This is a genomic window from Phaeobacter cretensis (genome assembly GCF_047372505.1).
Lineage (GTDB): Bacteria > Pseudomonadota > Alphaproteobacteria > Rhodobacterales > Rhodobacteraceae > Phaeobacter > Phaeobacter cretensis.
Map to the genome: position 1 here is coordinate 669,583 of NZ_JBKBEU010000001.1, position 18,382 is coordinate 687,964.

At 55.1% G+C, this 18,382-nt stretch carries 16 protein-coding genes and 1 tRNA gene; 9 read left to right on the top strand and 8 right to left on the bottom strand.

Translation table 11 applies throughout. The features are described from left to right. Positions 1–89 precede the first annotated feature (89 nt). From ACEWZM_RS03300 to ACEWZM_RS03315, 4 genes are read left to right on the top strand one after another with little or no spacing between them, the layout of a single operon-like run. Positions 90–2,198, top strand: a complete 2,109-nt coding sequence (locus ACEWZM_RS03300) for a DNA cytosine methyltransferase (protein ID WP_414005090.1) — start codon at positions 90–92, stop codon at positions 2,196–2,198. 39 nt (positions 2,199–2,237) lie between these two features. Continuing rightward, the gene (locus ACEWZM_RS03305) at positions 2,238–2,693 is read left to right on the top strand and encodes a hypothetical protein (protein ID WP_414005091.1); all 456 of its coding nucleotides are present in this window, start codon (positions 2,238–2,240) and stop codon (positions 2,691–2,693) included. 13 nt (positions 2,694–2,706) lie between these two features. Continuing rightward, positions 2,707–2,829 carry a hypothetical protein gene (locus tag ACEWZM_RS03310; protein WP_414005092.1) on the top strand — a complete coding sequence of 41 codons (123 nt, stop codon included), beginning with the start codon at positions 2,707–2,709 and terminating at the stop codon, positions 2,827–2,829. Positions 2,830–2,848: 19 nt separating this feature from the next. After that, positions 2,849–3,166: a hypothetical protein gene (locus tag ACEWZM_RS03315; RefSeq protein WP_414005093.1), complete on the top strand. Its 318-nt coding sequence runs from the start codon at positions 2,849–2,851 to the stop codon at positions 3,164–3,166. Positions 3,167–3,499: 333 nt separating this feature from the next. Here ACEWZM_RS03315 and ACEWZM_RS03320 read toward each other — a convergent pair whose 3' ends face one another. The 3 genes from ACEWZM_RS03320 to ACEWZM_RS03330 form a co-directional block, all read right to left on the bottom strand. Next, positions 3,500–4,747 carry a DUF6538 domain-containing protein gene (locus tag ACEWZM_RS03320; protein ID WP_414005094.1) on the bottom strand — a complete coding sequence of 416 codons (1,248 nt, stop codon included), beginning with the start codon at positions 4,745–4,747 and terminating at the stop codon, positions 3,500–3,502. Between the two features lie 129 nt (positions 4,748–4,876). After that, positions 4,877–4,950, bottom strand: a tRNA-Gly gene (locus ACEWZM_RS03325). Between the two features lie 121 nt (positions 4,951–5,071). Then, a complete protein-coding gene (locus ACEWZM_RS03330; RefSeq protein WP_414005095.1) occupies positions 5,072–5,620 on the bottom strand; it encodes a CoxG family protein in 549 nt (182 codons plus the stop codon). 253 nt (positions 5,621–5,873) lie between these two features. On the opposite strand from ACEWZM_RS03330, the gene ACEWZM_RS03335 reads away from it, so the two are divergent. The 4 genes from ACEWZM_RS03335 to ACEWZM_RS03350 all read left to right on the top strand — a co-directional run bounded on the left by ACEWZM_RS03335 (position 5,874) and on the right by ACEWZM_RS03350 (position 11,095). Continuing rightward, positions 5,874–6,590: a response regulator gene (locus ACEWZM_RS03335; RefSeq protein ID WP_414005096.1), complete on the top strand. Its 717-nt coding sequence runs from the start codon at positions 5,874–5,876 to the stop codon at positions 6,588–6,590. A 17-nt stretch (positions 6,591–6,607) separates the two neighbouring features. Continuing rightward, the gene (locus tag ACEWZM_RS03340) at positions 6,608–7,855 is read left to right on the top strand and encodes an FIST N-terminal domain-containing protein (protein ID WP_414005097.1); all 1,248 of its coding nucleotides are present in this window, start codon (positions 6,608–6,610) and stop codon (positions 7,853–7,855) included. Beyond that, a complete protein-coding gene (locus ACEWZM_RS03345) occupies positions 7,852–10,188 on the top strand; it encodes a sensor histidine kinase (protein WP_414005098.1) in 2,337 nt (778 codons plus the stop codon). The genes ACEWZM_RS03340 and ACEWZM_RS03345 overlap by 4 nt, the downstream gene beginning before the upstream one ends. Positions 10,189–10,354: 166 nt before the next feature. Further along, a complete protein-coding gene (locus ACEWZM_RS03350; protein WP_414005099.1) occupies positions 10,355–11,095 on the top strand; it encodes a sirohydrochlorin chelatase in 741 nt (246 codons plus the stop codon). Between the two features lie 398 nt (positions 11,096–11,493). On the opposite strand, the gene ACEWZM_RS03355 is transcribed toward ACEWZM_RS03350, so the two are convergent. The 3 genes from ACEWZM_RS03355 to ACEWZM_RS03365 form a co-directional block, all read right to left on the bottom strand. Next, complete coding sequence (locus tag ACEWZM_RS03355; protein ID WP_414005100.1) at positions 11,494–12,036, bottom strand: YaeQ family protein; 543 nt, start codon at positions 12,034–12,036, stop codon at positions 11,494–11,496. Positions 12,037–12,402: 366 nt separating this feature from the next. Next, complete coding sequence (locus tag ACEWZM_RS03360) at positions 12,403–13,440, bottom strand: TRAP transporter substrate-binding protein (protein ID WP_414005101.1); 1,038 nt, start codon at positions 13,438–13,440, stop codon at positions 12,403–12,405. 33 nt (positions 13,441–13,473) lie between these two features. Then, positions 13,474–14,664: a cytochrome P450 gene (locus tag ACEWZM_RS03365; RefSeq protein WP_414005102.1), complete on the bottom strand. Its 1,191-nt coding sequence runs from the start codon at positions 14,662–14,664 to the stop codon at positions 13,474–13,476. Positions 14,665–14,769: 105 nt separating this feature from the next. Here ACEWZM_RS03365 and ACEWZM_RS03370 point away from each other — a divergent pair, with 105 nt between their 5' ends. After that, a complete protein-coding gene (locus ACEWZM_RS03370) occupies positions 14,770–15,681 on the top strand; it encodes a LysR family transcriptional regulator (RefSeq protein WP_414005103.1) in 912 nt (303 codons plus the stop codon). A 404-nt stretch (positions 15,682–16,085) separates the two neighbouring features. Here ACEWZM_RS03370 and ACEWZM_RS03375 read toward each other — a convergent pair whose 3' ends face one another. Continuing rightward, entirely contained in the window at positions 16,086–16,757 is a 672-nt protein-coding gene (locus ACEWZM_RS03375) for a hypothetical protein (protein ID WP_414005104.1), read from the bottom strand. Further along, positions 16,758–18,158: a selenium-binding protein SBP56-related protein gene (locus ACEWZM_RS03380; protein ID WP_414005105.1), complete on the bottom strand. Its 1,401-nt coding sequence runs from the start codon at positions 18,156–18,158 to the stop codon at positions 16,758–16,760. Positions 18,159–18,382 lie beyond the last annotated feature (224 nt).

An 18,382-nucleotide genomic window follows, 5' to 3' on the forward strand; every position in this document is an offset into this window, starting at 1 on the left:
CTGCGTCAGAGGCGCGGCCTCCCACTCACGGACCTACCGCCGCGCCTCATCCCGCCCCCGCGAACCGCACCCCTTTGATGGAGCCAAATATGCCCCTTCCATTGATCATTGACAGCTTCGCAGGTGGTGGCGGTGCCAGCACCGGGATTGAAATGGCCTTAGGTCGCAGCCCAGACTATGCGATCAACCACAGCGCCAAAGCCTTGGCCTTACATGAGGCCAACCACCCCGACACGATCCATCTGGATAGCAATATCTGGGATGTCGAGCCGACCTCTGTAACCAAGGGGCGTTCGGTCGGGCTGTTGTGGGCGTCACCTGATTGCAAGCACTTCAGCAAAGCCAAAGGCGGCGCACCGCGTGATCGCAACATCAGGGATCTCGCGTGGGTGATCGTAGATTGGGCTGAAAAGGTGAAGCCTGACGTGATCCTTATGGAAAACGTCGAGGAATTCAAAACTTGGGGCCCAGTAGGCGAAGACGGGCAACCTCTGAAATGGGCTGCGGGCCAAACCTTTGACCTCTGGACCAAACGCCTGAAAAAGGCCGGTTACAAGCTCAAATGGGGCGAGTTGCGCGCCTGCGACTATGGCGACCCGACCATCCGCAAACGGTTCTTCCTGATCGCGCGCCGTGACGGTCGGCCAATTGTCTGGCCAAAGCCGACACATGGCGACCCAAAGAGCAAAGATGTACTTTCTGGCAAGTTGAAGCCTTGGCGCACCGCTGCCGAGTGCATTGATTGGTCCCTGCCCTGCCCGTCTATTTTTGACTCCTCAGCCGAGATCAAAGAAAAGCACGGCCTGCGCGCGATCCGGCCTCTTGCCAAGAACACGCTGGCCAGAGTTGCACGCGGCATGCAGCGCTATGTCCTGAATGCCGACGAGCCCTTTGTGGTGGAATTGCCAGACGGTCAGCTCGCTACGCCATCAGTGCAGAGGTTCAACACTGGTGCTACCGGACAGGATTTGCGGGACCCTCTAGCTACGATCACCGCAAACAGTTGGATCAAGAAGCCAGGAGGCGCAGCGCCGTTAGGGATGATCTCGCCAGCTCTCGCAACCTTCTATGGCCACAACGGGAGTCGCGGAACACGCACGGCGGATCTTCAAGAACCACTGCGGACTGTCACCACGGCAAACCGTCATGCACTGCTTACACCAGCGCTAATGAATCTCGCCAACAGCAAGACAACAGGCAGAGGGCCCAATGTCTGGGACACTCGCGAGCCAGCCCGCACAATCACTAGCGCGAGCGGCTTGAGTGTTATCGCCCCTGTTCTGACCTACGCACAGCAAGGTGGACGTAACCGCGACGTAGCCGCCCCGCACCACACGATTACCGCCAGCACAAAAGACCAGAACGCAATGATCACCCCAATGTTGGTGCAGTCAGGTTATGGCGAGCGTAAGGGTCAAGCACCAAGAACCCTAGACGTCTCCGCACCCCTCGGCACCGTAGTGGCAGGCGGCATTAAACATGCTGCAGTTGCCCCGTTTCTGGCCCAGCACAACAAAGCTCGCAGCGGATTTAATCCGGGGCGCAACCTTGACGCACCGATTTCGACCGTCACCGCCACCGGATCCCAGCAGGGTCTTGTCGCACCGGTGGTGGTCCGTCACTTTGGGCAAAGCACCGGCCACGCGATAAATTCCCCGCTGGGCACCGTTACAGCGGGCGGCGGCGGCAAGTCCGGAATAGTTGCCCCATGGTTTGCCAAATACTACGGCACCGGCGATGGGGCCCGCTGCAGCGACCCCATGCACACGGTCACGGTCAAAGACCGAATGGGCCATATGCAAGCAGAACTTGCGGCACCTACGTTCTCAGCAGAACATGAAGCCCGCGCACGCGTAGTGGCACAGTTCCTACGCAGCCAAGGCGTTTGGCATGGTGGCGAGTTCGTCACTGTCACGATCAAGGGGCAAGAGTTCGTCGTGGTCGATATCGGCATGCGCATGCTCACTCCGCGTGAGCTGTTCAGCGCCCAAGGCTTCCCGCCAGACTACGTGATTGAAGGGGTTTGGTCGCTTGATACCAAGACCGGTGCCTGGTCGTTCCATGCCTTCACCAAGAACGTGCAGGTGAGCTGCTGCGGTAACAGCGTTTGCCCCGGCCTAGCTCGCGCCCTGGCTGCCGCTAACTGCGGGCACCTCATCGCAGCGGGACAACCCGAAATGGAAGCGGCAAATTCGTGACCTGAATTCCAACAATCCCCCCTTTGATGGAGCCATAAAATGCGAAAATTCAACACCCGAATTGATGACCGCCACTTTCAGGAAATCCATCATTCGCTGGGTTGCCCGTGGCCGGACGAGATCATGGGCGAGACGTACCGTAACTACTTCTGCACTGGCGACGACACCGAGATTGCAGAGAGTATGCGCGCATCCCCGCATTGGACCGGCGGCAAAAAAGCTCATGGCTCGACCTATTTCAGCGTGACTGATGAAGGGCGGTCGGCCTTGCGAGATTACATCCTCAAAAATTTCCACGTCCCTGCGCGGTATGCTGTGACCTACAAGGGCCAGGGTGATTACCCTCCAAGCTTGCTGCCTGCCAAAAGCCACTCTGCCGCAAGGTATGCGGCATATCTCCACTCGGAATGCGAATGGCCCTTGGTGGAATTCATGGCCGAGATCGCATCGGTCAAGATCCATTCCAGAGCGATCAACCCCCACCTTTCCACCTAACCCCGAGGCCCAAATGCTTGATCGACTTCTCAACCGTCCGATCACCTATCGATCCGCAATCTGGATCTGGGTCTTCTACTCAACGCTCAACAGCGAAATTCTGGCCGCCTTTGTCGCCGGACTGCTGTCCAACTAAGTTCCGCCAGGAGGAACACATGCCTGATCTCGCAAAAATCGAAGGCGACGAAATTGTCATCCGTATGCCCATCGCAACTATCCCCGTGGCCGTCAATGCAGGCTGGGCCGCGCATAAAGTCGATACGCCGGTGCGGGTAGATGACCCCAGAGCATTCGCAAAGGAAATGCTCCACACGCTCAACGCCGAGCAGGATGACCGGGGCGGGAATACCCTGGTCATGGACATCATGGATCAAGCCATAAACGGGGCCATCGAATTTGGCGCCGGGGAAGTGATTACTGAGGAAGAGGCCGAAAAGCTCGCGGCCAGCTTCCAAAATGAAAACCGTCCATAAAAGACCAACCCCGAAACGCACCGGAGGCAACATGCTGCACAAGCCCATCACGTTCTTTCATGTGCTGGCTCTCTACACAGCGCACACCTTGCTGAACTCACCCATCGTCGCCGCCTACGTCTACGGCTGGATGACCAACTAACCCCGGATCAACGTCCCCATGCAACCCATTGAAGATCTCCAGATGGCGTATGAGAAAGCCGCAAAGCTGGTTGAGCTTTGGGGCGAGGAATTTGTTCCAACATTCTTGCGCGCAGAGCGCATGCTCGAAGACGCCCTGAGGGGCCAAAACGCGGTAGAGAGAGCCCGGAAGGTTGCGCGCCGCTTGTCGGCCTAGTGATAACTGATCGGCGCTAAAATCTCCGCCAAAAGATGCAGGTCAGGGCCATCGCCATACCTTTCCCGCTTCACCTCATGCCCCATCAGCTCTGCAGATATTCGATCTGCGAGATTCTGCGATATCAAGCGATCCTCAAAGGAATGGCGCAAGCCGTACAGCGTGTAGCCTTCGTCGATCAGGTCATTATTCCTCAGATACTTGTTGATCAGGGCCGTCATGCTGCTGTGTTTGCCCTTATACCGCGGAAAACCTCCGGCCTTGTATCGGCGCTTCATAGCCTCCAGGGCAATGCCAACCAGCACAACTTTTCGAACTGACGCCGACGTCTTCAACTCTCGTTCCTCCTCGACCAACTCGAAGTGAGGAACGTTTGCGGTAAGATGCATGTGATGCTTCAGGACACCGCAGATCTCAGACGGTCGGCAACCAGTGTTGATGCAGATATAGAGCACATCCCTTGCCTCATCATTCAATCGATCCAACGCCTTGGGCGCCAAGATTTTGTCGATCATTTTCGGCGGGATTGCCTTTCGCCGCCCTTTGGTCTTGGATTCTTTGAGCCGCATATCGTTGAAGGGATTGGGCAACCATAGCTTCTTGTCTCGGCATATTTCTTTGAACATCGTCTGCAGCGAGCCAATCATACGGTTTGCAGTGTTTGCAACGATTTCCCCATTCTCGACTGCGGTGCGCAGGTGATCTCTAAGCTTCTGCGCTTCCTGCTGGCTTACATCTTCCATGGCCAGATCGCCGCACACCTCGACGAACAGATCGGCGGCTCGGTTAAACGGAATGCGCCAGATGCGCAGCTGTTCTTCATTTTTCGCTTTTAGACGATAGGCGCTCAGGGTCTCGTACATTTTGGGCATGCGAGAGATCGACATACCGCGTGCGGATACCGTGCCCATCAGGGACTGGCTCTGAACCTTACTGTACGGATCAAGCGCGCCCATACGCCGCATGAAGTCACCATCGCTTTGGTCTCCCACCGCTCGATAGGCAAACCCCATCGCCTGGCAGTATTTTACGATGGCATCGTAATCCGGATCCTCTCCGGCCATGCGAGCTTCCCACATCGCGACGAGTTCTTTCTCGAACTTGCGGGCCTTCGCCTCGGCGACCAGCAGGTCTGGCGTCTTTAGTGAGATATCGACCTCATTCCGCGGCTCGACCTCACGGAACATCTTCGGAACGCGCATTCTGAACCGATAGGTTCTGCCAACCAGCTTTACCCGCGTCATCACACTCTCCAAACGCCCTTTGTGTGGCGATTTGTGGGGTGATTTGTGGGGTGATTCAATACCTCATTGCAAGACAGTAAGCTAACACTATGTTTTGCAAGGATTTTAAATTCAAAAAAGGAGGTCCACTGGAGCGGGTAGCGGGAATCGAACCCGCACCTTAAGCTTGGAAGGCTCTTATGATACCATTTCACCATACCCGCTCAGGGAATTTCGTCTATAATTCGGTACTTTCGGAGCGTCAAGCGGCTCTGGTGCGAATTTATCAAATTTCGTAGAAGCAACGCGATTAAGCCGTCACGAGACCCTGCCCCCGGCTACGCATTACTTGCCTAGCATGCGCCCGATCCAGCCCTTACGTGGCGCTTCCTCTTCAGCGGCATCTGCGGTTTGAGCATCCTCAGGCTCGGCTGCGGCCTCAACCGCTTCCTCTTCTTCAACGGCCATTTGAAAGCGCTCAAAGAACTGGTCCGCCATTTTTTTGGCAAACCCGTCGATAATCCGACTACCGAGTTGAGCCAACTTTCCGCCAACCTTGGCCTCGACTTCGTAAGTCAGCAGGGTTTGACCATCGTCAGTATCGCTCAACGTTACCTGGGCGTCGCCTTTGGCGAACCCTGCAGCACCTCCCTTACCCTCGCCCCGCAGTGTCAGGCTGTTAGGCGCGTCCAGATCGGACAGGGTGACAGTGCCGCGAAACGTGGCTTTGACCGGGCCAACTTTCTGGACCACGACGGCGGAAAAACCATCTTCGGCAGAGCCTTCCATTTCCTGGCAACCGGGAACGGCGCTTTTCAATGTCTCAGCGTCCAGCAGGCCCTGCCAGACATCTGCGCGCGGTGCCGCAATGGTACGGGTATCGGCAAGTTTCATGAGTGGTCATTCCTTCTGCTGGCGGTCGGTAGAGTTGCAGGCGTCCGGTCGCCTATCATGGTGTGTGGATAACGCGAACGAGGGCAAATCCGCTATGAGACATTGGTTGCACAATATTGGCGGCCATCTCCGACCTTTCGCCTATTGGCCACAACATATCCGCCCTGTTAGCATGATTCCCATAGCAGGCCCTGCGAAATTTCGATCGCAGGGAGACCTTGCCCTTTGCAAACGACCCGCCGTCAGGAGTTTGATGTCACATTCGTCTGCCTCACCCCATGCCGCCACGCCGCGCAATTCTGCACCGGGTGATAAAACCCATTTTTCCACTGCGCTGATAGTAGAAGACCACCCACTGTTCTGCGATGCGCTGGCCATGACACTGCGCGCGACTGTCGGCATTAGCGACATTGCGACCGCTTCGACGCTGGAAGCTGCGATTGCCAAGATTGCAGATCAACCTGCCCTTGATGTTGTGGTGCTTGATCTGAACTTGCCGGACGTACAGGGGTTGGACGGGCTGGTCCGGCTGAGGAATGCCACAACCACGCCTATCCTTGTGGTGTCCTCCATGGCCGACAATCGAGTTATCAGCGCCGCCATCCATGCAGGGGCTGCCGGTTTTGTTCCTAAACACAGCCAGCGCGACATTTATCTGACGGCATTCGCGGCCATCGGCAAAGGGACACCTTATGTACCGCCCGGTTATGTTCTGCTGCCGCAGGACGCGGAAACGCAGGATGCTACGTGTCGCCTCGCTACGCTGACCAACCAGCAGGCAAGGATCCTGCAGCTGATCTGTGCAGGTAAGTTGAACAAACAAATCGCCTTTGACCTATCCATAGCCGAAACCACGGTAAAGGCGCATGTCACTGCTATTATGCGTAAGCTGGGCGTTCAAAGCCGAACCCAAGCTGTTCTGATCGCGAAGGAAACCAGTTTTGCAAACGTCTTGCAAGACCTGGGTTGAGCCGCCTAACATTCTGCATGACCCGCTCTGATTACCCTGAAGCTACCCAAAAGAAACCTGCGTCAGACCAGGTACAGCGCGCTGTGCCAAGCATTGGCAAAGCCTTGCAACAGGCGGGTCGTATCACACGGACCGGGTCTGCCAACGCACGAGATCCAAATGCGGTCGCAAAGCTTGCAGAAGCACTGGCTCCGCTTGACGAACTGGAACTGGTGATCCTCTTCGTTTCTCCGCTGGCCGATATCCACACACTTGGCGTCGATGCCGCACGTGATCTAGCGCCGACCCGTGTGGTTGGCTGCACCACTGCGGGAGAGATTGGCGAAACCGGGTATACCGATGGAGAGATCATTGCCATCGGTATACCCCGCAGCCATTTCTGTGCCCGAGTTCTGCTCATTGACGATTTAGGCAACTACAATGCCCAAGATCAGATCGACCAAATCATTCGCAATCGCAATGAAATGGCCCATGAGACGCCTGACTGGACATCAGAATTCGCCTTCTTGTTGATCGACGGCCTGTCGATCAAGGAAGACGCATTAACCGCAGATCTAGCGCCTGGGCTTGGGCCTGTACCCTTATTTGGAGGCTCTGCCGGCGATGGCACCGACTTTGGAGCAACCTATGTACTAAGTGACGGGAAAGCGAGGCAAAATACAGCGGCGCTTCTGCAAATCCGTAGCAATTGCCCGATCAAGGTGTTCAACACCGATCATCTTGTGCCCAGCGCCCAACGCATGGTGGTCACAGGTGCTGACCCTGCTCGCAGGCTGGTCCATGAGATCAACGCGGAACCCGCGGCGCGTGAATATGCCAGGCTACTGGGCAAGGATCCCGAACAACTGACAACCTTTACTTTTGCCGCCCACCCGGTGGTGGTGCGCATTGGTGGCCAACACCACGTCCGCGCCATCCAACAGGTTGTGGACACAGGTGATCTTCTGTTCTTCTCCGCAATCGACGAAGGCGTGGTGCTGACCCTTGCTGAGTCATTGGACATGGTAGACCATCTGGATCGCGCCCTTTCAGGATTGGGAGAGGCGCAAACACCCGATGTGATTCTCGCTTGTGATTGTGTTTTGCGCCGGATGGAAGCCCAGCAGAAACAGCTCACTACACAGATTTCATCGCTCTTGGCGAAGCATCGCGCAGTAGGATTCTGCACATATGGAGAGCAGGTGGACTCTATCCATGTGAACCATACACTGACTGGAGTAGCGATATATCCACCGACCACATCTGAGCCTTCAGAGCGATCATGACGCAGGGTTTAATTGATCCTCGCGACTCGCTGGAGCGGCAGAATGAAAAGCTGCTGAAAATCACCTCGACACTAATGCGGAGGGTCGAACAGGACACCGATGCCTCCGGCCTCGCCTATGCACAGTTTGAACGCGCCGTGCTGTTGGAGGAAGAGATCCGCAGCCGGACCCGCGATCTTGAACGCACGCTGGATCTTCTTAATCTGTCCAACGCCAAACTGGCCGAGGCGAATCGCGAGACCGAAGCCGCGCGCGCAAATCTCGCCAATGCCATTGAAACCGTACAGGAAGGTTTTGCCCTGTTTAACCCGCAGGATGTGCTGGTGATGTGCAACAGCCGGTTTGGCATGCATATGCCCGACATCCGCTCGTACTTGCGCCCCGGTTTGGACTTCGAGGCCTACGTGCAACTGGTCAGCAGCAGCACCGCCCTGTCCTTGCCGGCGGGCACCACAGCTGCCAACTGGGCCACGCGGAGGTTGAACCGTCACCAGGATCGCAGCGTGATGTTTAATGTCCGCATAGCAGGCAATCGGTGGCTTCAGGTCAGCGAACACCGCACACCTGATGGCGGCACCGTTATCCTGCAAACAGATGTCACCGACATCATGCGGCTACAACATCAAGAACGAGAGCGCATTCTGGATGATCAGGCTCGCCTGATCCGCGCCACCCTTGAGCATTTAAATCAGGGCGTTTGCATTTTTGATCGGCAAGCCCGTCTCGTCGGTTGGAACCGGCTCATGGGAGAGCAGCTGTCCATACCCATCGCGCGGTTTCGCATAGGCAGTCAGTTTGGATCAATTTTTGATCGGCTGCGGGCTGATTTCACCTTTGCAGACAAAGAAATGGCCAGCGAGGTGGAACGCTGGGCCAGCCCAAGACCTACCCCGGACGGCAGCGCAGCCCCTTCAGCCAACCCAATATCGACAAGTGATAATCAAGCCCATATGCCACCCGCCAGAGTCCCGCTCTCTTTTGACATCCAGCAAGGGACAGATGATATCCAGCAAGGTGGGCTACGGGTGCTGACTGTGTTTATGCAGGACATGCCCGATGGGGGCTTTGTGATCAGTTTCACGGATGTGACCGCCGAACGTCAGGCCGCCCGCGCCATGAACGCCACCCGTGATACCCTGGAACAACGTGTATTGGAGCGCACCCTAGAACTGGAGGATGCGTTGCAAGCCGCAGAACGCGCAAACGCCTCCAAGTCCCGCTTTGTTGCGGCTGCTTCACATGACCTGCTGCAACCCCTCTCCGCCGCGAAACTCTTTGTTGCAGCTCTAGAGACGGAACTGCCCCCAGACACTCCTCGCGATACACTCTCAAAGGCGACCAACGCACTGGATAGCGTGGAGACCTTACTGGCGGCACTCCTCGACATATCGCGGCTCGATTCCGGGCGAACACAGGTTCATATTGCACCAGTTGATCTGGACGACCTGCTTAGCCAATTGCAGGACGAAATGCGTCCAATTGCCGAGGCAAAAGGTCTGTCCTTTCGCCTGCGCCCAAGCCACGCCACGGTCCGAAGCGACGTCACCTATCTGAGGCGTATTATCCAAAATCTCATTTCCAACGCCTTACGTTATACCACCACTGGCGGGATACTGGTCGGAGTACGCCAACGCATGGGGGCCGTGCGGGTTGAAATCTGGGACACAGGTATCGGCATTGCCGAAGACGATCGCGCTCATATTTTTGGGGAGTTTCAGCGCCTTAACGCAACCGCCAGCGCCGCCGATGGCATCGGCCTAGGTCTCGCCATTGTCGAACGCGCTTGCGCCCTGCTTGGCCATCCGCTGACTCTACGATCCAAGGAAGGGATCGGCACTGTTTTTGCCATCAACCTGCCGCGTGAGCAGACCGTTTCGGCAGTGACCGCCTCAAACCACAATAGAAATACCAAAGGCGTTGCGCCAGACGCAGCTTCAAATCCACCAACTGCCTCCGTGCCACACTTGATAGCATTGCTGATCGTCACCGATACCGATGCCCGCCAAGCGCTGACCCTGACAATAGAACAATGGGATATCGACGTTCTGCCATGTAGCAGCGAAGCAGAGGCCCGTTCGCTATTGGCAGAAATCGACGTCGCCCCGGATGCCGTCATCTGCGATCAGCAATTGGAAGGCAACCGAGACGGCATTGGCGTGATTGAAGACCTACGCCACGATCTTGGTATGTTTCCCGCAGGTTTGATCGCCGCCACTCATACCCCAGAACTGACTGCCCTGGCAGGACAGCAAAACCTAACACTATTCACGGAACCTACGACTGGCGACGACCTGCTCCTATTTCTCAACCGCGTGCGCGCTCCTGTGATTTAGTCAAGCCCGACACAATACGTCGGCTTAGTCGCTCACTTCACTTATTCAATCGACCCATCCCGCGGAAGAATGATCTATCGCCACTGGCCTTCCGTAGAGATTTGAGATCCAATTGTCCCTGCCAGTATCCTCCGGCAGTGCAGATACACCTTGAAAGCCGCCTGACATGACGCACCCAACACCTCCGCACCCGGTCGCCGTGATTACGGCACACGGACAACCCTCTGCCCCGGAGCCTCAGGAAATCGCCTTGGCAGACCTCGCCAATTCGACTGCCGCATTGTTGCCCGGTTGGGAAATACGTTCGGCCACTCTTGCCATGCCAAATCGGCTGGAACAGGTAACCCCGCAAGGTGCTTTAATTTACCCGTTCTTTATGGCCAGGGGCTGGTTCACCAGCTCTGTTCTGCCACGCCGGCTAAGAGAGCACGAGGTGCGTCTGCTGCCTCCATTCGGACTCGATCCAGCGTTGCCACAACTGGCGTGCGATGCGCTTTCATTGGCCTGTCGCGAAAGGGGCTGGAGCCTCGACACGACCCGCATTCTATTAGCCGCGCATGGATCTGCGCGCGGTCCCAAAGCCGCCGAGGCCGCCGAAGCCTTTGCGACAGATCTGCGAAAACGCCTGCCTAGCACAGACTTAGTTACCGGCTATGTCGAGGAGGAACCACGCATTGCCACCTCTGCCCGCGCGCTAGAAACAGCGCATCCACCCCAGCCCAGCCTATGCTTGCCTTTTTTTGCACAATCCGGCGAGCACGTACGCGATGACCTACCGGAAGCGCTGAGAGAGGCTAATTTCAGCGGCGAAACAATCCCTGTGCTTGGGGCTCTCCCCGATGTTCCACAGCTGATCGCAAACGCCCTCGCTGAGGCGCTTACTAGCCCGGAGGCGGCTACCCGTTGAGAAAATCAAACCTCATCAAACCATCGGCAGAAGACATATGTCCTGGTGTCAGAGTCAGCCACAACACCGCAGCGTACGGCCAATCTCATGTCGACTACTACCACCAGACATCATGACAGCGACGCCGTGCAGCGGCCATTTCAATCGTTCATTTGTGGAAATACTGGTTCAGTTGCGAAGTGAATTTCAAAAATTGGACGAAGCCTGATCAACGACGGGCCCAAACGCGCACAGAAGCGTTCAAAGCAGCGCCGATATTCCGGCAAAACTGTCAAGCGTAGACCCACGGTCTGAAGTCCCTAGAGAGTGATGCAGTATACTGTAGAAGAGCAGCAGCTAAATTGACAAACCAGCAGTAGCTCACCGAATCGCGCGGGCCTAAGGCTAGTTTACCTCGCCTACCCCACATTTTTCCATTTAGTCTGAGTTACATAGACGATGCTGTCATTGACGCTGACCATTACGTCGCCATCCTGAATATTCACCTGCAATTTCATTGAACGGCTTGCAAGGTTAGCTAGCTCACGGGTAACCGTCTCCGAAAAATTGACAACCTGGAGGTTCTCGAACCGGGTGGTGCTGTTTTTGATTTTTTCCCACCACGCCTCAGCCGTTCGGCCGTAGCTATAGACAATGACCTTTTGGGATTTACCACAAGATTGACGAACAATCTTCTCGCTAGGAAGCCCTAGCGCCACCCACAATTCCAGCTCGCCGCTCAGGCTTTTCTGCCAGATATCTGGCTCATCATCCGTTGAAAGGCCCTTGGTCAGTTCCAATTGTTCATGGGCGTTTAGCGCAAAAGCGAGAAGACGCACCATCAGTCGTTCATCCGTCTCCGAAGGATGTTTAGCAACGGTCAGCTTGTGCGTTTCATAATAGTGGCGATCCATATCCGAAACGGTAAGCTCGGCTTTATGAATGGTGGCTTTTTGCGCCATGGTTTTTCCTGACTAGCGAAGATGGGCATGTCTAGAGCGCAGCGCAGCTTTGTGAAAGCGGAAAGCGACTGCCATCCACTCGTGATGTTCTGCCTTTTCAATCAAATGCCCATCACCATTTGAATACCGCACGTATGGGACCTCTGGACTGAGAGAAATCCTAGTGGGGTTTTCAAGGGGCCGGTGACTTGGAAGCGCTCAAGACACCGACTTAGGCACGCTAAGCGTTCAGTGCAAAACCAGCCAAGTATTTGATGTAACAATACCGCATGCAAAAATACTGGGAGGCCTATTCCTGACGTCCCAGTTGTTAGCTCCATATCGCAAAGGTGCCGCTTAGCACCTTTGCGATCTAGAGTTCAGCGTTTAGCCGCCGTGTTTTTCGATCAGGCCTTTTGCCTTAGCTATGAGCGCGCGGGCGTCTATGCCTTTGGCATCCATTTCCGCCACCCAACGATCAACAACCGGCCGGGAGCGGTCCTTAAACCGGGCGACCTCAGCCTCGGACAGCTGGATGATTGTATTGCCCGCATCTTCGGCAATTTCCCTGCCGGGCGCATCTTTCTCCCACATCACTCTGGCAGCCATCTCAGAAAGAATAAGTCCGGATTCTGCATCAATCGCGGCACGGATGTCTTCAGGCAGGCTGTTATACTTGGCTCGGTTCATAGCCAGAACAATCGTAGCGGTATAAAGAGATTCCTCTCCAACAAACTCTGTATGGTGTGTAACCAGCTCAGAGAGTTTGATCGCAGGCGTGACTTCCCATGGGATCACTGTGCCCGAAACCACCCCTTTTGACAGGGCCTCGGGAATGGCAGGCAAAGGGAGCCCGACCGGCGTTGCCCCCAGTTCCTTGAGCATGTCGTTGATGACACGCGTTGGTGCACGTATCTTTAGCCCCTCCAGGTCTTCAACCTGTTTCACAGCAGACGCTGTATGGATAACGCCCGGACCATGAACCCACGCCCCCAGAACCTTGACGTCTTTGTACTCACCGTCCTGCAGGTCCGTTTCGACCAAATCCTGAAATGCTTTTGATGTGGCCACCGGATCGGTCATCATAAAGGGCAGCTCGAAAACTTCGGTTTGTGGGAAGCGGCCAGGGGTATATCCTACAACAGTCATGATGATATCAGCCACGCCGTCAATGGCCTGGTCCATCAGCCCCGATGGTTTGCCGCCAAGGGCCATTGAGTCGAAATGTTCGATCTTTAGCTTGCCACCTGCACGCTCCTCAACGGCGGTTGCCCAGGGTTTGAGAATATGTTTCGGCACCGTTGCCGGTGCCGGCAAGAACTGGTGCAGGTTAAGTGTAACCTCCTGCGCCAGTGCGCTTGCAGGCATAAGCCCAATAGCCAACACAGCAGTCGCCGCGAATTTGAGGCTTGTAAGACGTTTCATGTGGTTCCTCCCTTTTTTATATCTCGTGCTTTATCAGTTCAGCGTAACAGGCAGGCTGAGTGGCCCGCGAAAACCAAATCCCCAAAACTTGACTGCACCGGGGTCCTGCAAACTCATCTTTGGAAACCGGTCAAACAGCATCGGAAGAACGATCTGCGCCAACATCCTTCGGGCGATATGGGTGCCCTGGCAGAAATGCGGGCCATTCCCGAATGCCTGGTGGGGTGTTTTGGGGCGAAAGATATTAAACTCTTCCGGCCTGTCATACAGATCCTCATCGTGACAGGCTGAGGCTTGCGAAGTCATCACCACTTCGCCTTTGGCAATCGCATGACCGCGGATTTCGGTGTCTTCCATCGCAAGGCGCGAACTGACCTGTATCGGGGCCACCCAGCGTATCCCCTCTTCAAAAGCAGCATTCCAAAGCGTGTCGGCCTTGCAGGCCTCAAATTGCTCAGGGTTTGTAAGCAACCCATAGAGAATGGTGAGCAGCGCATCACGCGGCTCGTTTATTCCGCCCCCAATTGCGATCTTGATATTGGCATGGATCTGGCTTTTCTCGATTGGGTGATCCGCGTTGACCATGGCCGATAACGCGGATTGATCGGGCGTGGCACTGACCCGTTTGATGCACTTGTCGAACAACGCGTCCATTGCCGTGTTGGCACGGTCCGAGACATCATAAAGTTCAGGCGCATTGCCGAAATTGCCTGCCCCGTCAATCAACGCCTGTGACCAGTGGATCATCTCTTGGTCTGACGCCTCCGGAATGCCCAGAAGATGGGTTAGGCAACGGGCTGACAGTGGTGCCGCGAGTGCGGAAAACAAATCAACCGTTTCGCCGCGTGGCAGTCGCCCGATATAGTTTTCTGCCACTTGTGTATAAATATCTTGCCAACATCCGGTGATGTTACGGGGCGCAAAGGCCGGAGCCATGGCATTGCGCTCTCGTTTATGAGCTTCACCATCCTTACGCATCAACGTGTCGGCCTGAAAGGCACGCCTCATAGGAGTGCGCGGGTCATTTGAACTGAACAGTTCCCAGTTTTCTTTGACCTGTCTCGTGTCCGCCGCTTTGGTCAGCAAAATTCTGTTGATGGAGGGAATGCGTAAGACTGGCGACTGGGCCCGCAGGCGTTTGTAGATCGAATATGGGTCTTCCGTCAGCTGAGCGATCGCGATCTGATCGTCAACAGGGATCGCCTGTAAGCTGGATAAGGGCATATTAGGTCCTAAGAATGCGGTGGTTTGAAACGGTAGGCAGCGATTTCTCATTGGGCAATCCGATGGATTTGATAGTGTGGTTCGAAAAATTCGATAGGATGCATAATGCCACCAGATCCCCTTGCTTTGGACTTCACTGCTCTGCGCACCCTGCGATTGGTCTATGCCCATGGGAGTTTCTCACGCGCAGCCGAAACGCTCGGTGTGACCCAATCGACAATCAGCTACACGATGACACGCTTACGAGACGTGTTCAGAGATCCGCTATTTGTGCGACAAGGCAGCAGTATGGTGGCAACCGAACGATGCCATGAAATCGCGGCCCAAGCCGAACAGCTGATCAATCAGTTTGAAACAATGACCGCCCAACGGAAGTTTGACCCGGGCGAAGCCTCGGTCGAAATCGGCCTCAGCTGCAACTACTACGAGCGCGTAACCATCTTGCCCCATGTCATACGGACGCTCCGACGTGAGGCCCCGGGTATCAAACTCAAGGTGATCTCATCATCTGCGCAGGGCAAACAGCAGTTGTTGCGCTCCGAAAGCGATATTCTGATTGGTCCGATCAAAATCGAGGACACCGGCTACTACAAAAGGTCGCTCTTGCAAGAAGAATATGCCTGCGTCATGGATCCATCGAACCCTCTGGCCAAGGACAGACTGAGCATTGAGCAATTTGTCAACGCGCCGCAAGTTGTCGTGAACTATGGTGGAAACTTCCGGTCCAAGTTTCTGATTGTAATGGAAGCCGCCGGACATGTGCCAAATACAGTGCTGGAAATACCTAGCCCGGCAAACCTGCCCGAGCTCCTGGCGCGCACAGATATGATTGCCACGGTCCCCTCCCGTATCAGCCAGATGTTTGGGAGCTCAGTGGCGTCGGTTCCCTGCCCTTTTCTGGCCCAGTTCGCGATCGACCTCTATTGGACTGCAAGGACCCATGTATCCGCGCCCCATATGTGGCTACGTTCCAAGATCGCCGAGGCGGCATCGCGTATCACAGTGGAAGAAACGTAAACGCGATAGCTGTTTGCCACTTTCAGTTAAACTGATCGGTTTTCCAAGAAGTCGGGAAAAGATGTGTGACAGCCCCCCTCCCACGACGAGAGTCTTCCCGCTTGTCCCAGCCAAGAGGAGCAGGTTCTCTGCGGTTGGCCGACTACAGAATTTCGGTGATGCCGTTATCCAAATCTGCCTGAACTGGTAGGGTTCACTTGGGATGTTTCTCAGCCAAACAGCGAATTTCGTCGAAAGCCTTGTGCGGCTCTTCAGGCAGCCCGGGCCACGCCCTGCTACATCACACTGTCCCACCGTCAGAAAACACCGAACTGGGGCGGTCCTATTGCAGCGTCATCGGCGCGCTGAGCCTGTTGACTGACAGGTGCGGAAATCCAAATTCGCAAATTAAACAAGATGCAGTCTCAGTGCGGCATGTAAGCTGAGTAAATGCCGAATGCTCCGACCAAAATCAAACTCGACGCCCAAACCACATCCAAGTTAAACCATGTGCGTGAAAGAAATTTGAGACCAAGCCAAAAATAGATCACCACAGCAATCACTCCGCCAGCGATCGTCATGGAGAACGTATGTACAGCGGCGACTGCAAAAGCTGTGACGATGTTGTCACCCATTAGATTTTGCGCTGCCAAGTGGCCTGTCTCAGTCGCACCAATGGCGCAGATGCCCAGATAGATCGGGACCAACATCAGCCCCGCGCCATGCGCCATAGCCGCGAGAAACGACCAAAGTGCCAAACGCGCTGGATGCACCCGCGCCAGGAATTTCGGATGCCGCCTGTTGATAAGCAGATAGATCCCCATTGCGATGACCAAAAGGCCCGCAGCAATGCGAATTTCAACCTCCCACTCGATCAGCATAATCATCAATGTAAACGGTAGCAAAATACCGACCATTGCCAGAAAATGTCCAAGGGCAAGCATCGCCAATGCCTTTGGCATGGCTTTGGGATCACGTTCCATCAGAGCTGCGGAGACAGCAAGCGGCCAGCCCATTCCAGGGTTAACACCATGATAGAAGCCCGAAAAAATGACGGCCCCCCAGAGGGCCGTCGCAGAAGCAAGTTCATCAACCATTTAGACAGATGGGTAGCAAAAACTGTCGGTGGAGCAGTCGCCACCTTCAAGCCGGATCTGGTGTGACCTTAGCCCCTTCGGGAAATCGATGTAGAAATCCTTGTTAAGCGTCAGGCCACCATTCTCGCCCACGTCGGCCATTACCATCTGCCCGCCTTCGTCATCAGGGTAAAACTGGTCGTCCCAAGTAGAGTAGAGCGAGTTTGTCCAGTATACACGTTTGCCGTCGCGACTGATTTCAACCATCTGCGGCCCGTAGGCAAAGGGTTTGCCGTTTGTGTGGTTCTCACCTTTTGCGATACCACCCAGTTCAACCTTGCCTGCAAGTACAGGATTCATCGGGTCGCTTACATCATACTGGTGCATTTCCCCCAAGCCCCAGCACGCCACATACAGGTATTTGTCATCCAAGCTAAGGTCGATGTCAGTGACCAGCGGTGGAACGGCGCTAAAACCTTGCAGGAGTGGGGGCAGGTTTGCAGGGTCTTCAGGACGCGGATCAATAGTGATGGTTTTCTTGGATTGCCACACGCCGTCGTCGTCGCGCCACCACGTAAAGATAGCCCCTTGCAGGTTGGTCGTATCCACCACGACGCCGCAGAACCCATATGACTTGGTTGGATCGTGCGCGGGACGTATTTCCAGAGCCATCTGGTAGTTGTCGCCAAAATCCATGGTCTGAATATTTTTTCGCGCACGCAGATCCCAGAAGTGAATCGAGTGCCCATATTTATTGGACAGCAAATCCTCGGGTACGACGCCGTTCTCGAACTGCGGTGGTAGCCCCCATTCGGAACTGACCATGTAGTCCTGCGGCAGGTTCCACCAGAAGTCATAGTGTTTGTCTTGCTTGCCTCGGTCCATCTCGTATTGACCGATGATCTCGAAGGTTTCGCAATCCATGATAAAGATACCCGGAGGGCCATCGGTGCCATCTTCGCCACCTCCACCCAAGCAAGAGACATAAATGCCTTCGGGGCCGCAATGGATCGTATGGGGGCGGGAATAGCCCGTCTTGGAGAACAATTCCTCAGGCTCTATCGTCTTGTGAATATGGGCTTTGAGCGGCTCTTTTACGTCGATGACATAAATGCGCGAGGAGCGAATGCCCGGCACAATCAGATATCGTCGCTCAAGGAAGGCGTGACCCGAAAGTGGAGAAAGAGAAGATGAACAAGCGTTCCAGCCGAAGTGATGAAATTCATCACCTTTGTTGGGCACAATCACCTGATGGACAATCTGACCATAGGTGTCTGAGCCAGGCTTGAGGTCAATGACGGCAATACCATCGGATTGCGAGCCATCAGGGCTTAGCATTACTGTAAAGGCGTAGTTTTCAATAGGCGCTTCCATTGCAAGTTTTGGCGATGCATGGAATGTCGGATCAGGTCTCAGATTCATATCGTTCCTCCCAGTTTGAAATGAATATCCTGTCAGGTCTGTTTTCTACGGGCTTCATTTATCTCTTATTACAAGAGCACTTGTTAGCTTAGCGACGGCTCTCATCCGAACGCTAACACCAAAGTTAATAAAACTCCGAGTTAAAATTCGACCGGTTGCAGAGTGTTCGTTCGAGAATGGTGCCTCTAACAGCAGCGTTTGGGAGAAATGAGCAAAAATACAGC

What these genes read in the sequence shown, in the direction of transcription:
- ACEWZM_RS03370 (WP_414005103.1), top strand. Translation starts at nt 14,770, where the DNA reads ATGCCACCAGATCCCCTTGCTTTGGACTTCACTGCTCTGCGCACCCTG.
- ACEWZM_RS03320 (WP_414005094.1), bottom strand. Translation starts at nt 4,747, where the DNA reads ATGACGCGGGTAAAGCTGGTTGGCAGAACCTATCGGTTCAGAATGCGC.
- ACEWZM_RS03340 (WP_414005097.1), top strand. Translation starts at nt 6,608, where the DNA reads ATGACCCGCTCTGATTACCCTGAAGCTACCCAAAAGAAACCTGCGTCA.
- ACEWZM_RS03300 (WP_414005090.1), top strand. Translation starts at nt 90, where the DNA reads ATGCCCCTTCCATTGATCATTGACAGCTTCGCAGGTGGTGGCGGTGCC.
- ACEWZM_RS03315 (WP_414005093.1), top strand. Translation starts at nt 2,849, where the DNA reads ATGCCTGATCTCGCAAAAATCGAAGGCGACGAAATTGTCATCCGTATG.
- ACEWZM_RS03330 (WP_414005095.1), bottom strand. Translation starts at nt 5,620, where the DNA reads ATGAAACTTGCCGATACCCGTACCATTGCGGCACCGCGCGCAGATGTC.
- ACEWZM_RS03380 (WP_414005105.1), bottom strand. Translation starts at nt 18,158, where the DNA reads ATGAATCTGAGACCTGATCCGACATTCCATGCATCGCCAAAACTTGCA.
- ACEWZM_RS03310 (WP_414005092.1), top strand. Translation starts at nt 2,707, where the DNA reads ATGCTTGATCGACTTCTCAACCGTCCGATCACCTATCGATCCGCAATC.
- ACEWZM_RS03350 (WP_414005099.1), top strand. Translation starts at nt 10,355, where the DNA reads ATGACGCACCCAACACCTCCGCACCCGGTCGCCGTGATTACGGCACAC.
- ACEWZM_RS03345 (WP_414005098.1), top strand. Translation starts at nt 7,852, where the DNA reads ATGACGCAGGGTTTAATTGATCCTCGCGACTCGCTGGAGCGGCAGAAT.
- ACEWZM_RS03375 (WP_414005104.1), bottom strand. Translation starts at nt 16,757, where the DNA reads ATGGTTGATGAACTTGCTTCTGCGACGGCCCTCTGGGGGGCCGTCATT.
- ACEWZM_RS03355 (WP_414005100.1), bottom strand. Translation starts at nt 12,036, where the DNA reads ATGGCGCAAAAAGCCACCATTCATAAAGCCGAGCTTACCGTTTCGGAT.
- ACEWZM_RS03335 (WP_414005096.1), top strand. Translation starts at nt 5,874, where the DNA reads ATGTCACATTCGTCTGCCTCACCCCATGCCGCCACGCCGCGCAATTCT.
- ACEWZM_RS03305 (WP_414005091.1), top strand. Translation starts at nt 2,238, where the DNA reads ATGCGAAAATTCAACACCCGAATTGATGACCGCCACTTTCAGGAAATC.
- ACEWZM_RS03360 (WP_414005101.1), bottom strand. Translation starts at nt 13,440, where the DNA reads ATGAAACGTCTTACAAGCCTCAAATTCGCGGCGACTGCTGTGTTGGCT.
- ACEWZM_RS03365 (WP_414005102.1), bottom strand. Translation starts at nt 14,664, where the DNA reads ATGCCCTTATCCAGCTTACAGGCGATCCCTGTTGACGATCAGATCGCG.